Here is a 12,993-nt window from a genome sequence, read left to right as displayed (position 1 = left end):
GACAAACCCCCGCCGAGCCCGCCGGCGGCACCGACCAGACCGGTCACCGTACCGACCCGGGCCGGCTCCACCAGCTGCGCGACCAGGGCGAACACACCGCCGGTCCCCAACCCGAGGAAGCCCGCCATCAGCACGAACACCGCCCCCGCGGCCAGTTCGGCCGGCGGCTGGAACACCAGCGCACCCGCCATGAGCGTGGTCCCCGCGAAGGAGACCAGGCACACCCGGACCGGGCCGATCCTGTCGGCCAGGANCCGGCGGTGCGCAGACCCGCCTCGGTCTGCGCGAATCCGTAGGCGTTGTGCAACAGGGTCGGCAGGTAGGTCGAGAAGGCCACGAACCCGCCGAAAGCCACCGCATACAGCAGGATGTTCTGCCAGGCCGCCCGCAGCCCGAGAGCTCCGCGGAACCGGGGCAGCAAAGGATCGGTGGAGGGCTCCCACCCGGGAGGGTTACGGCACACCACCAGCACGAGCACGCCCGTCGAGGCCAGCACCGCAGCCATGAACACGTGTGTGCCCAGCAGCCCGATGGTGTCGGCCAGGTACGGAGTGAGGAACGCCGACAGCGCCGTACCTCCCATGCCCGCACCGAACACCCCGGTGGCGAACCCGCGCTTCTCGGGGACGTGCCAACGGCTGACGAACGGCACGCCCACGGCGAAGGAGGTTCCCGCGATCCCCAGGAAGAACCCGAGCACCAACAGCACCGGGTAGGAGTCCCCGACGAAGCCGAGCAGCAGCACCGGTGCCACGGAGGCGAAGGCGACCGCGGCCATCATCACCCGTCCGCCGTAACGGTCGGTCAGCGCCCCGGCCGGAATCCGCCCCACGGCCCCGATCAACACGGGGAAAACGATGAGCGCGGAGGTCTGGGTGGGGCTCAGGTCCAAACGCGCGGCGTAGCCGGGTGCCAGGGGGGCGATCAGGTTCCACGCCCAGAACATGAGCGCGAACGCCGCCGTGGCCAGTACGAGGTTGGTTCTGGCGCCGCTGTTCATGGCGTCCGGCTCCCGTCCTCCGCGTTCTCCCAGCCGCGACGGCCGCGGCGTTCACCCATCCGCGTGTCCCGTGACCGGTACGGCACGTAGGGCCGCCACAGGTGGCCGATCGGCACGCTGAACACGTGCACCAACCGGGTGAACGGCCACAGCGCGAACAGCGCGAGGGAGGCCAGGACGTGCGCCTGGAAGGTGATTGGGGCCGCGCCCATCAGCTCCGGGTGCGGATCCAGGAAGAACAATCCGCGGAACCAGATGGAGACCCCTTCCCGGTAGTCGTAGTGGCCGATGACGTTGCCGACGACGGTGTTGGCCATCCCGGTGAGGATCACCAGGGCGAGCCCGACGTACATGAGCTTGTCCATCCGGCTGGTCGCCCGGAAGACCGGGCCGACCAGGCGCCGGCGCATGATGAGCAGGGTGAGTCCCACGGCCACCGCGGTCCCGGCGACCAGACCGAGTCCGACCGCCATGACGTGGTAACCCTCGTCGGTGATGCCCGCGGCCGCGGTCCACCCCTTGGGGATGAGCAGGCCGATGACATGGCCACCGATGACCGCGAGCATGCCGAAGTGGAACAGGGGACTGCCCCAGCGCAGGAGGCGGCTCTCGTAGATCTGGGTGGACAGGGTCGTCCAGCCGAACTTGTCGTAGCGGTAGCGCCAGTAATGGCCGACGAGGAAGACCGCCATGCAGGCGTAGGGGGCGATGACCCACAACACCGTTTCGAGTGTGGTGCTCACAAGTGCACACTCCTGGTTTCCGGAGGCGGGAAGGGGGCGAGACCGACTTCTTCGGCCGGCGGCCCCTCGGCCACGAGCCGGGCGACGGTGCCGTCGACCCGGTCGGTCTTGGGCGGCAGGGTGGCGTTGATCGCCGTGACCGCGCCCGTGTAGGGCGAACCCGCCTCGCTCAGGGCCAGGTGCAGCAGTTCCAGCCCGGCCCGGTAGCGGTTCAGCAGACGCGTCCCGCTGTCGGGATCGACCGTGGCGGCGAACTCCAGGAGCACACACAGGTGGTCGGGGAGTTCGTCCACGCCGAGGAGGAAACCGGCCCTGCGGTAGGCGTTGGAGAACACCAGCAGGGCGGCGCCGCGGTTGCGGGTGTCGCCGTGGGCGTAGTAGGTCAGGTGCAGACACGAGCGCCGGTGCAGGTCGAAGGTCCCGACGTAGGTCTCGGCGAGTTCGAGCAGCGGGGTCGAGGAGAGCCACCCGATCACCCCGAGCAGCTCCGCGCGCGGCGGATCGGGCAGTTCCTCGGCCGCCTGCCGCAGCATCGGCAGATCGGCCAGGAGCTGCTCGTCGGGGTGGGCCAGCACCAGTGCGGCCAACCGGTGGGTCAGGGCGCGTTGCCGGTCGTTGACCGGATGGCGCCTGAGGGCACTGAACAGGTTCATTCCGCCTCCTGCGGCCGGCGGATCCGAGGCATCGGCAGCGACACCTTCCCGCCGGTGGCCGGACCGCCCGTGGAAGGCCCGCCCATACCGGGACCGCCCTCGGCGTCCAGGCTGCAACCGGTGGCCGAGGCCTCCAGGGAATGGGCCTGTTCGGCGTGCGCGGGCGGGACCACGTACCGGTCCTCGTACTTGGCCAGGGCCAGCAGCCGGTACATCTCGTACACGCTCTCGCCGTCCATACCGACGGCCCGGGGAATCTCCTCGTCGGTGCCGCGTCCCAGGTTGATGTCGCGCATGTAGGAACGCATCGCGGCCAGGCGGCGCAGTGAGTCGGTGACGGGCCCGGTGTCTCCGGCGGTGAAGAGTCCGGCCAGGTAGCCGATGGGGATGCGCAGGCTCTCGATGGCCGCGAACAGGTTGTCGCGGTTCTCGGCGTCCTCACCCGTCTCGGAGACGGCGTCCACGATCGGGGACAGAGGTGGGATGTACCAGACCATGGGCATGGTGCGGTATTCCGGGTGCAGGGGAAGCGCCACCCGGTACTCGTTGATGAGCGAGTAGATCGGGGAACGCTGTGCCGCCTCGATCCAGTCTCGGGGGATGCCCTCCTTCTCGGCCGCGCGAACGACCTCGGGGTCGTCGGGGTCCAGGACCAGGCGGCGCTGGGCGTCCAGGAGTTCGTGTTCGTCCTCCACCGAGGCGGCCGGCAGGACCGCGTCCACGTCGTAGAGGACCAGGCCCAGGTAACGCAGCCGTCCCACGCACGTCTCGGCGCACACCGTGGGCATGCCGAGCTCGACGCGGGGATAGCAGAACGTACATTTCTCGGCCTTGCCGGTGCGGTGGTTGAAGTAGATCTTCTTGTAGGGGCAGGCGGTCACGCACTTGCGCCAGCCCCGGCATCCGTCCTGGTCCACGAGCACGATGCCGTCCTCACTGCGCTTGTAGATCGCCCCGGCGGGGCAGGCGGCGGCGCAGGAGGGGTTGAGGCAGTGTTCGCAGATGCGCGGCAGGTAGAACATGAAGGACTGCTCGAATTCGAGCTCGACCTTGTCGGAGACCTTGCGCAGGACGGGGTCGTCCTTGGCGAGTTCGGGGCCGCCGGCGAGGTTGTCGTCCCAGTTGGCACTCCACCGGATGGCCATGTCGCGTCCGCTGATGAGGGACTTGGGGCGGGCGACCGGGGTGTGCTCCTGCAGGGGCGCGTCGGTGAGCGTCCGGTAGTCGTAGGTCCAGGGCTCGTAGTAGTCGTCGATGCCGGGCAACGCGGGGTTGGCGAAGATCGTGGCGAGGTTCTTCAACCTGCTGCCCGACCGCAGTGCCAGGCGGCCGTTGGACTCACGGGTCCAGCCGCCCTTCCACCGCTCCTGGTCCTCGTAGGTGCGGGGGTAACCCTGCCCGGGCCGGGTCTCGACGTTGTTGAACCACACGTACTCCATGCCGGCACGGTTGGTCCAGGTCTGCTTGCAGGTGACCGAACAGGTGTGGCACCCGATGCATTTGTCGAGGTTCATCACCATCGCCATCTGGGCCATGACGCGCATCAGTACACCTCCTGGGAGTGTCGGGGGTCGGGGGTGGCCGTCGCGGGCATCAGTACTCCACCGCCTGGGAACGTCGACGGATCACCGTCACCTCGTCACGCTGGTTACCGGTGGGGCCGAGGTAGTTGAAGGCGTAGCTGAGCTGCGCGTAACCACCGATCAGGTGGGTGGGCTTGACGAGCAGGCGCGTGATCGAGTTGTGGATGCCGCCGCGCTTGCCCGACGTCTCTGCGCGGGGGGACGTCGATGAGCCGGTCCTGGGCATGGTGCATGTAGACGGTCCCCTCCGGCATGCGGTGGGAGACGACGGCTCGGGCCACGACCACGCCGTTGCGGTTGACCGCCTCGATCCATTCGTTGTCGCGCACACCGATCCGGTCGGCGTCGGCGCTGCTCATCCAGACGGCCGGCCCGCCGCGGGACAGGCTGAGCATCAGCAGATTGTCCTGGTACTCGGAGTGGATGGACCATTTGTTGTGCGGGGTCAGGTAGCGCACGGTCACACCGAGTTCGCCGTGCTCCCCGATCTCCGGTTCCCGGAAGAGCCGGTGCATGTTCAGGGGCGGCCGGAACACGGGCAGGTTCTCCCCCGCCTCGGCCATCCAGTCGTGGTCGAGGAAGAAGTGCTGGCGTCCGGTGAGCGTGTGCCAGGGCTTGTTCCGCTCGACGTTGATGGTGAACGGCGAGTACCGGCGTCCGCCGCTCTCGCTGCCCGACCATTCGGGTGAGGTCAGTACCGGCACCGGCGCTGCTTGCACGTCGGCGAAGGTGATCTGTTTGCCCTCGCTCTCGGCGGACAGGTCGGCCATGTCTGTACCCACGCGCTTTTCGAGGGTGTGGAACCCCTGGGTGGCCAGGCGCCCGTTGGTGGTGCCCGAGAACGCCAGGATCGCTTCGCACATCTGGGCGTCGTTCTTGAGCGAGGGGCGCCCGTCGGCCGGCCCGCCGCGCACGGTGCCGTTGGCCCTGCCCAGGTACTCGATCTCCTTGCCGACGTCGTAGGTGATGCCCTTGGTGCTCACACCGAGTCCGTCCGGAAGCGGGCCCAGCGCCCCGAGCTTGGCGGCGATCGCGGTGTAGTCGCGTTCGACCTCCACGAGCTCGGGCATGGTCACGCCCGGGACGGGCTCGCACTCACCGGACTTCCAATCGCGAACGGTCCCGTTGGGTGTGGCCATCGCGCCGGGGGTGTCGTGGGCCAGCGGCACGGCGACCACGTCCCGCCGTGTGCCCAGATGGTCGACGGCCAGCTCGCTGAAGCTGCGGGCCAGTCCGTGGAAGGCGTCGAAGTCGGTGCGGGCCTGCCAGGGCGGGGAGATGGCCGGATTGAACGGGTGCACGAACGGGTGCATGTCCGTGGAGTTCAGGTCGTGTTTCTCGTACCAGGTGGCGGCGGGCAGCACCACGTCGGAGAAGACGGTGGTACTGGTCATCCGGAAGTCCAGCGACAGCAGCAGGTCGAGCTTGCCGTTGGGTGCCTCCTTCCGCCAGTGCACATCCCGGGGACGCTCGCCCTCCTGGGCTTCCTCGGCACGCAGGGAGGAGTCGGTGCCGAGCAGGTGCTCGAGGAAGTACTCGTTGCCCTTGGCGGAGCTGCCCAGCAGGTTGGCCCGCCACACGGTCAGGACCCGGGGCACGTTCCGTGGCGCGTCGGGGTCCTCGCAGGCGAAGCGCATCCGCCCTTCCCGGAGTTCGCGGGGCACGTACTCCTCGAGGGGGAGCCCGGCCTCGCGCGCCTGGTCGCTCAGGTCCAGGGGGTTGCGGTCGAAGGTCGGGTAGGAGGGCATCCACCCCAGGCGCGCGGACTGGGCGATGACGTCGGCGGTGCTCATCCCCTTGAACAGCCCCTTGCCGATCCCGGAGGAGACCTGGTCGGCGCTGAACCGGTCGTAGCGGTACTGGTCGCTGTGCAGGTACCAGAACGCGGTCTGCACCATCTGCCGGGGCGGACGCACCCAGTCCCCGGCCGAGGCCATCTGGTTGTACCCGGTGAGCGGGCGGGTCTTCTCCTGACCGACGTAGTGCGCCCAGCCGCCGCCGTTGACGCCCTGGCAGCCGGTGAGAGTGGTCAGGGTGAGAAAAGCGCGGTAAATGGTGTCGGAGTGGAACCAGTGGTTGGTGCCGGCGCCCATGATGATCATGGAGCGGCCCTCGGATTCCTCGGCGTTGGCCGCGAACTCACGGCCGATCCGCGCGGCGCGGGCCGCCGGGACACCGGTGAAGGTCTCTTGCCAGGCCGGGGTACCCGGCTCGTCGGGGTCGTCGTAGCCGGTCGGCCAGCTGCCGGGCAGACCGTCGCGGCCCACTCCGTACTGGGCGAGCAGCAGATCGAAGACGGTGGTGACCAGGTGGCCGCCGACCCGGCGCACGGGTACGCCGCGGCGCGAGGGCAGGGCGTCCTCGGTGTCGAAGCGGGCCAGCACCACCTCGACCGCTTCGGCGCCCCCTCCACCGTGGCCGTCCTCGTACAGGGTGAGCCGGGGGCGCGTGTCCTGCAGGTCGAGGTTCCAGCGCCCCTCGCCCTCCTCGCCGTAACGGAAACCCAGTGAACCGTTGGGGACCACCGGCTCTCCGGTCCCCTCGTCCAGGACGACCGTCTTGAACGCTGTGTTCTCCCCTTCCCGCCCCAGGTCCTCTGCGGTGAGGAACTTGCCGGCGCGGTGGCCGTCCTCGGTCTCCTCCAGGCGCACCAGGAACGGCAGGTCGGTGTAGCGGCGCACGTAGCCGTCGAAGTAGGGGGTCGTGCGTTCCACGAAGAACTCGCGCAGCATCACGTGCCCCATGGCCATGGCGAGTGCGCCGTCGCTGCCGGGCCGGGCGGCCAGCCACTCGTCGGCGAACTTGGTGTTGTCGGCGTAGTCCGGGGAGACCACGACGACCTTCTGGCCCCGGTAGCGGGCCTCGGCCATCCAGTGCGCGTCCGGGGTGCGGGTGACCGGCACGTTGGAACCCCACATCATGAGGTAGCCGGCATTCCACCAGTCCCCCGATTCGGGCACGTCGGTCTGGTCGCCGAACACCTGCGGGGAGGCGACGGGAAGGTCGGCGTAGAAGTCGTAGAAGGAGAGCATCGACCCGCCGATGAGCCCGTAGAAGCGGGAGCCGATCGCCTGGGAGACCATCGACATCGCCGGGATGGGGGAGAATCCGGCGACCCGGTCGGGGCCGTGGTCGGCGACGGTGTGCACGTGGGCCGCTGCGGCGATCTCCAGCGCCTCCTGCCAGGAGGCGCGGACGAGTCCGCCCTTGCCGCGGGCCCGCTTGTAACGGGCGGAGCGTTCGGGGTCGGTGACGATGTCCTTCCAGGCCAGGACGGGATCGCCCGACCGTTCCTTGGCCTCTCGGTACATCTCCAGCAGGACGCCGCGCACATACGGATAGCGCACGCGGGTCGGCGAGTAGGTGTACCAGGAGAAGGCGGCTCCGCGTGGGCAGCCCCTGGGTTCGTATTCGGGGCTGTCCGGGCCCACCGACGGGTAGTCGGTATGCTGCCCCTCCCAGGTGATGATCCCGTCCTTGACGTAGACCTTCCAGGAGCAGGAGCCGGTGCAGTTCACCCCGTGTGTGGAGCGCACCACCTTGTCGTGGCTCCAACGGTCCCGGTAGAAGGTGTCGGCGTCGCGCCCTCCGACGCGGTGGACGGTGCGCAGGTCCTCGGAGACCTCCTGCGGCTCGAGGAACCTCCGGGTACGGAGGAGTATTTCTGAGACCGGGCCGTCCATACCGGGGGCGGGCCCCTTCTCTGATGTTCTACGCGGATTGCGGCGGGACACTTCTGAGGTCCTCTCTCCAACGGCGACCGTGCGCGGCCGTCTCGGTGACCTGGCATGTGCCAGCTCACCAGCGGCCGTGTCCCCCGCGCCAAAGGCAGGAGTCGGGCATCGCTCCGCAAAGGTCGGTAACGGGGAGAGGTCCTAGGTCCCCCGGTGCTCGCACGTGCGTCCGCACATCCGCGCGTGGCCCGCTGTTCCCGGGCCCTCGGAAAATCGGAACACGGTCTCACCCCCGTGTGAACTGGGGACTCACGCAGCCCGGAAATCTCTTGGGATACCCCGGTTGACCCAAGCTAATTGGAAATTTAGTTTTCGGTTTTCTGCCCATCACACGAGGAGACCGCACATGATCGACCGCCGACTCTTCCTGGGCGGGACCGCGCTCGCCGCCGGCGTCCCGCTGCTCGGTGCCGGATGCTCCACCTCCACCGCCCAGTTGGCCTCGTCCGACACGGGCACGCGCAACGCGGGAGCGCTCCCGCTCAGTATCACCAACGACACCGGGCGCTTCTCCGACGACGAGATCCTGCTCTACATCGTCGGGACGGACCTGACCACCGGCGGCCACTGCCGGGTGGACTCCAACGGCACGGCCCACCCCGTCAGCGAGGACGACAACACCGACGACGGCTACACCGACTACTCCATCCCCCTGGGCGCGCTGCCCGACGACATGACGCTCCCCTTCATGTCGGGGCGCATCTACATCGCTCTCGGCGGCAAGCTCGGGATCCGTATCGTCGCCGACGGCGACGGAAACCCCGCTCTCCAACTGCCCTCGGGCTGGGTGGAGGACGAACCCGGATTCGACGTACTGCACGACTCGGTGGAGTTCACCCACAACGAGGACGGCATGTTCTGCAACACCAGCATGGTCGACCAGTTCAGCGTCCCCATCGGCATCGAGCTGACCGGACAGGAGGACCACGCCACCGGGTTCTTCGTCCCCGGCGGGCGCGACGCCGTCTTCGAGACCTTGGCCGCCGACCCCGACTTCGGCAACCTGGTCTTCGACGACCTGCGGGTCATCGCCCCCGGCCACGGCCTCGGAGCGGGCCTGTTCGACGCCGCCTACTACGACCCCTACGTCGACCGGGTGTGGTCTCACTACACCGACACCGACCTGGTGGTCACCACCAACGCCGGGACCTTCACCGGCCGGGTCCAGGGCGAGGAACTGCTCTTCGACGGCGGGGTCGAGCCCATCGCCCGCCCCTCCACCTCCGACGTGCTGTTCTGCGACGGCGCGTTGGCCGCCCCCAACGACGGCATCACCGGGCCGGTCGCCGCGATCGTGGGCGCCGCCCTCAACCGCTCCACCCTGCTCGCCCACGCCGAGCAGCCCACGAACGACCCCGACGGTTTCTACCTGGAGGAGGTGACCAACCGGTACGCGGCCGTCTTCCACGAGCACACCGAGGACGGCAAGGCCTACGGGTTCGCCTTCGACGACGTGGAGGGCTTCGCCTCCTACGTGCAGGACCACGGGCCGAGCGCCTTCGCGGTCACCCTGACACCCTTCTGATCCCCTGCGGCCGGGCCGCCGGAGCACGTGGCTCCGGCGGCCCGGCCGCGTCATAGGATCGGCGCAGCGGGCGTACCTGCCCCGCCGGTGTCTGAAAGGAAGGTGACCGACGTGGACGTCTCCGGTCTGCGGGCCGTGAAGGACCACGCCCACCTGCGCGAGCTCGTGGGCGATCCTGCGCCGATCGTCGTGGACAAGGACCGCGGGTACCTCGACGAGCACGGACTGGCCTTCCTCGAACGCAGCCCCTTCGTGCTCGTGTCGACCTCGGGCACCGACGGCACCTGCGACGTCTCCCCGCGCGGTGAGGCACCGGGCGGGTTCCGGGCCCTGGACCCGCACACGGTCGCCATCCCCGACCGGCCCGGCAACAGGCGCGTGGACTCCCTCGTCAACGTCGTCGACAACCCGCACGTGGGATTGCTGTTCTGCGTGCCCGGGGTCGAGGAGACCCTGCGGGTGAACGGGACCGCGACGATCGTGGTGGACGAGGACCTTCGGGAGAGCTTCGCAGTGCGCGGGCGGGCGCCGAAACTGGTGCTGTGCGTGCAGATCCAGGAGGCCTACTTCCACTGCGCGAAGGCGTTCCGGCGTTCGGCGCTGTGGGAGCCCTCGACGTGGCCCGACCGGGCGGAGCTGCCGACCCTGGGACAGGTGCTGAAGGACCTCAAGGACAGCCCGGACCCGGTGGAGGCCATCGACGCCGCGTTGGAGGAGGAGAACCGGGCCGCGCTCTACTGAGGTACGGCGCCGCACCGGCTCCCTGTCTTGGCTCGGCCCTCCGTGTTCCTACCGGTCACTGCGGGTAGGAGGGCTTCCGACCTGTGTCTCCGCGAGTCTGGGTGTTCGCCATGGCAGTGGAACAGCACGGTATCGACAGCGTAGTGAGGGTCCTGGCGCGCTCCAGCACCCACCTGACTTTCGAAGGGTTGGCGGCCCGCGTGGCCGAGGAAGCCGAACACGCCGGCCTGTACGGGACCCGCCTGTACCTGGCCGACCGCCAACAGCTCGTCCTGAAAGAGGTGACCGGCAAAGGACCCGACGCCGGCCAGGGCGGGCAACAGCTGCGGATAGACGGCAGCGTCGCGGGGCTGGCCTTCACCCACACCCAGATACTCCAGGTCGGCCGCATGCCGCAATACTGGGTCCCGGTGTTGAACGGGAGCGAGCGCCTGGGCGTGATCCACATCGACCGGGCCGAGGACACCACCCACGAGACCCTGCATTCCCTCGCGGCGATCGTGGGCCTCCTGGTGGTGGACAAGCGCGACATCAGCGACTCCTACGCCCGGTTGATCCGGAACCGGCCGATGTCGGTCTCGGCCGAGATGCAGTGGACCCTGATGCCGCCCACGGTCTTCGCCAACGAGAGGGTCACCCTCGCGGCCGCCACCGAGCCGGCCTACGAGAACGCCGGCGACTCCTTCGACTACGCCGTGTCCGGCCCCATCGTGCACATGGCCCTGTTCGATGCGATGGGCCACGACAACGCCGCGGGCCTCCTGTCGAACCTGACCGTTGGTGCGTTCCGCAACGCGCGGCGCAAAGGGACCGACCTCGAGGACCTACCCGCGGAGGTGGAGGCGATCCTGACCGAGGAGTTCGTACGTTTGCGGTTCACCACAGGGATCATGGCAGAGCTCGACACCGGGACGGGGGTCTTCAGCTGGGTCAACTGCGGGCACCTGCCGCCGGTCCTCCTGCGCGGACAGAACGCCGTCCGCACCCTGGACTGCGAACCCACGCACCCGCTGGGCATGGAGTTCGAGATGCCGGTCCAGGTGTGCCGCGAACAGCTCCAGCCCGGTGACCGGATCCTCATGTACACCGACGGCATGACCGAGGCCCGTGACGCCCAAGGTGAGGAGTTCGGGCTCGACGAGTTCGTGCGCTTCATCGTGCGGCAGGAGACCGACCAGCTGCCGGTGCCCGAGACCCTGCGCCGACTGGTCCATGCGGTACTGACCCATCACCACGGTCGACTCAACGACGACGCCACGGTGTCCTACTGCGAATGGCACGGCAACAGTTGAGGTCGGGTAGGCCGCGCCTCGCTCTCCTCATTCGGGGCGGCCGACGGTGAACTCGGTCAGGGTGATGCCGTGCAGGCTGTGTTCGCCCGCCAGGCACAGGCCCGCCTCGGCAGCAAGGGCCGAGAGGCCCTCGGCGCCGCGTTCACGACCGTTGAAGTAGGCGAGCATACGCACGTCCACCTCGGTGACCTGCCTGTCGTCCCCGCCGTACTCGGCCACCAGGACCTGCCCGGTGGGCCCGGCCGCCTCCGCGCACCGGCGCAGGATCGCCAACGCCGAGTCGTCGTCCCAGTCGTGCAGGACCCAGCAGAGCAGGTAGGCGTCACGGCCCGGGGGCAGAGGATCGAAGAAGCTCCCGGCGACGGCGTCAGCACGATCGTCCAGACCCGCGTACCGGAACGTCTCCCGGGCCGTCCGGGCGGGGCCCTCGAGGTCGAGGACCGTACCTCGGAGACGGGGGAAACGGCCGAGGAGCACAGCCAACAGGGTCCCGTTTCCCCCACCGACGTCCACCACGTCCGTGAGGGAACCCCATCCGTACATCCCGGACAGGTTCCGCGCATGCTCGACCATGCGCGCGCCCATCAGCTCCTCGAACGAGGCCGCGAGGTCGCTGTCGGCCGACAGGTCGTCCCAGAACGTCGACCGGAAATAACGCCTGTAGGCGGTCTCGCCCGTGCGCAGCGCCGAGGCCAGTTCGGCCAAGCTCAGGTCGGAGCGACCGATCGCCCCTCGGTCGGAGATCCAGCCCAGACGCGACCATGGATGGTTCGTGCGCAGGGCCGAGCCCATCCCGGTCAGTCCGAAGCGGCCGTCCTCCAGCGTGAAGATGTCCTCGTTGACCAGATGGCGCAGGACCCGTTCCAGCGGTTCGGGTTCGGCACCGACCGCCTCACCCAGTTCCCGCGCGGTACGGGGACCGTCGGCGAGATGGTCGGCGATGCGCAAGGTCGCCACGGCCCGGATGGCCATCGGTGTCACCAGAGCGGCCTTGCGCCACAGGCGTGTGGCTTCCTCCCGGAGCTGCGAATCATGTTCCCCGGCGCCACGACCGTGCGTGTTCTCCGTGTCCATGGCACACCGTCCCCGTCACTCATGCGGCCCCTGCCCGGGGACCGTAACCCGGCGAGCACCCGGTTGTCAGGGCTCCGGCGAAGAACATGGTCCTCGGGGTGGGGGAAGTGTGGGGTGGGTCAGGAATGAAAGCGCGAGGTATGGGACGGGAGGTGGGGAGTGGGAGGAGCAGAGTTGTGCTGGGGTGAGGAGAGGATTGTGGGGCGCGGGGCGGCTGGCTGGTGTTGCAGGGTTGTTTGTTGCCCATGGAGTGGTGGGGTTTTGATTTTTCGGGTGGGCTTGTGGTTGGGGTCGTGGGGTTTCTCGTGGTGCCGGGGGTGGTGGTTCGTCGGGGTCGGGATTTCAGCCCGGCCGGGTCTGCGCGCAACCCGCTTCGGCGCCGCCCTCACCCACCTTTCCCTGCGGGGATAGTGGCGGCGTTCTGCCGGGTTGTTCCCAGCGCCTCGGGGTGTGCGGTCCGCCCCTTGACGCCGGGCTCACCCGACCCACCTCGACGAACCCCTTCACCCCCGGCGCCCGGTTGCCGAAGAAAGGGTGGGCGCACACTTCCCGACCCCCTGGGGCGCGGCATTGCGACCACCGCTTGTGGCGTGGTCATGGCCGCTCGCTCCTGCGGAGGTAACGGCCGGCCCCGGCACTCCCGGTGAC

7 protein-coding genes and 2 pseudogenes are annotated in these 12,993 nt (G+C 69.0%); 3 read left to right on the top strand and 6 right to left on the bottom strand.

Annotated features, from left to right (window positions below):
- From D473_RS25625 to D473_RS25620, 5 genes and pseudogenes are all read right to left on the bottom strand, one after another.
- Window positions 1-1,000, bottom strand: a pseudogene (locus D473_RS25625) (MFS transporter); the annotation flags it as partial.
- Complete coding sequence (narI, locus tag D473_RS0109780) at window positions 997-1,743, bottom strand: respiratory nitrate reductase subunit gamma (protein ID WP_017608893.1); 747 nt, start codon at window positions 1,741-1,743, stop codon at window positions 997-999. The gene narI and the pseudogene D473_RS25625, both read right to left, overlap by 4 nt.
- Window positions 1,740-2,396, bottom strand: a complete 657-nt coding sequence (gene narJ / locus D473_RS0109775) for a nitrate reductase molybdenum cofactor assembly chaperone (protein WP_017608892.1) — start codon at window positions 2,394-2,396, stop codon at window positions 1,740-1,742. The genes narI and narJ overlap by 4 nt, the downstream gene beginning before the upstream one ends.
- Window positions 2,393-3,940 carry a nitrate reductase subunit beta gene (gene narH, locus D473_RS0109770; protein ID WP_017608891.1) on the bottom strand — a complete coding sequence of 516 codons (1,548 nt, stop codon included), beginning with the start codon at window positions 3,938-3,940 and terminating at the stop codon, window positions 2,393-2,395. Before narH ends, narJ begins: the two co-directional genes overlap by 4 nt.
- A gap of 49 nt (window positions 3,941-3,989) precedes the next feature.
- Window positions 3,990-7,662 (bottom strand): annotated as a pseudogene (locus D473_RS25620) (nitrate reductase subunit alpha).
- Window positions 7,663-8,059: 397 nt separating this feature from the next.
- On the opposite strand from D473_RS25620, the gene D473_RS0109760 reads away from it, so the two are divergent.
- From D473_RS0109760 to D473_RS0109750, 3 genes are all read left to right on the top strand, one after another.
- On the top strand, window positions 8,060-9,238 hold the full coding sequence (locus D473_RS0109760) for a beta-1,3-glucanase family protein (RefSeq protein ID WP_017608890.1): 1,179 nt from the start codon (window positions 8,060-8,062) through the stop codon (window positions 9,236-9,238).
- A 102-nt stretch (window positions 9,239-9,340) separates the two neighbouring features.
- Window positions 9,341-9,979, top strand: a complete 639-nt coding sequence (locus D473_RS0109755) for a pyridoxamine 5'-phosphate oxidase family protein (RefSeq protein WP_017608889.1) — start codon at window positions 9,341-9,343, stop codon at window positions 9,977-9,979.
- A gap of 110 nt (window positions 9,980-10,089) precedes the next feature.
- Window positions 10,090-11,271, top strand: coding sequence for a PP2C family protein-serine/threonine phosphatase (locus tag D473_RS0109750; protein ID WP_026126797.1), 1,182 nt, complete (start codon window positions 10,090-10,092; stop codon window positions 11,269-11,271).
- 27 nt (window positions 11,272-11,298) lie between these two features.
- Here D473_RS0109750 and D473_RS0109745 read toward each other — a convergent pair whose 3' ends face one another.
- A complete protein-coding gene (locus D473_RS0109745; protein ID WP_017608887.1) occupies window positions 11,299-12,345 on the bottom strand; it encodes a methyltransferase in 1,047 nt (348 codons plus the stop codon).
- Window positions 12,346-12,993: the final 648 nt, after the last annotated feature.

It is taken from the genome of Nocardiopsis xinjiangensis YIM 90004 (assembly GCF_000341145.1).
GTDB lineage: Bacteria > Actinomycetota > Actinomycetes > Streptosporangiales > Streptosporangiaceae > Nocardiopsis > Nocardiopsis xinjiangensis.
This window is presented reverse-complemented; position numbering and strand designations above follow the sequence as displayed.

Bases quoted from the DNA above. Each gene is read 5' to 3' on its own strand.
- narJ (WP_017608892.1), bottom strand. From the start codon at position 2,396: ATGAACCTGTTCAGTGCCCTCAGGCGCCATCCGGTCAACGACCGGCAA.
- narH (WP_017608891.1), bottom strand. From the start codon at position 3,940: ATGCGCGTCATGGCCCAGATGGCGATGGTGATGAACCTCGACAAATGC.
- D473_RS0109760 (WP_017608890.1), top strand. From the start codon at position 8,060: ATGATCGACCGCCGACTCTTCCTGGGCGGGACCGCGCTCGCCGCCGGC.
- D473_RS0109750 (WP_026126797.1), top strand. From the start codon at position 10,090: ATGGCAGTGGAACAGCACGGTATCGACAGCGTAGTGAGGGTCCTGGCG.
- D473_RS0109745 (WP_017608887.1), bottom strand. From the start codon at position 12,345: ATGGACACGGAGAACACGCACGGTCGTGGCGCCGGGGAACATGATTCG.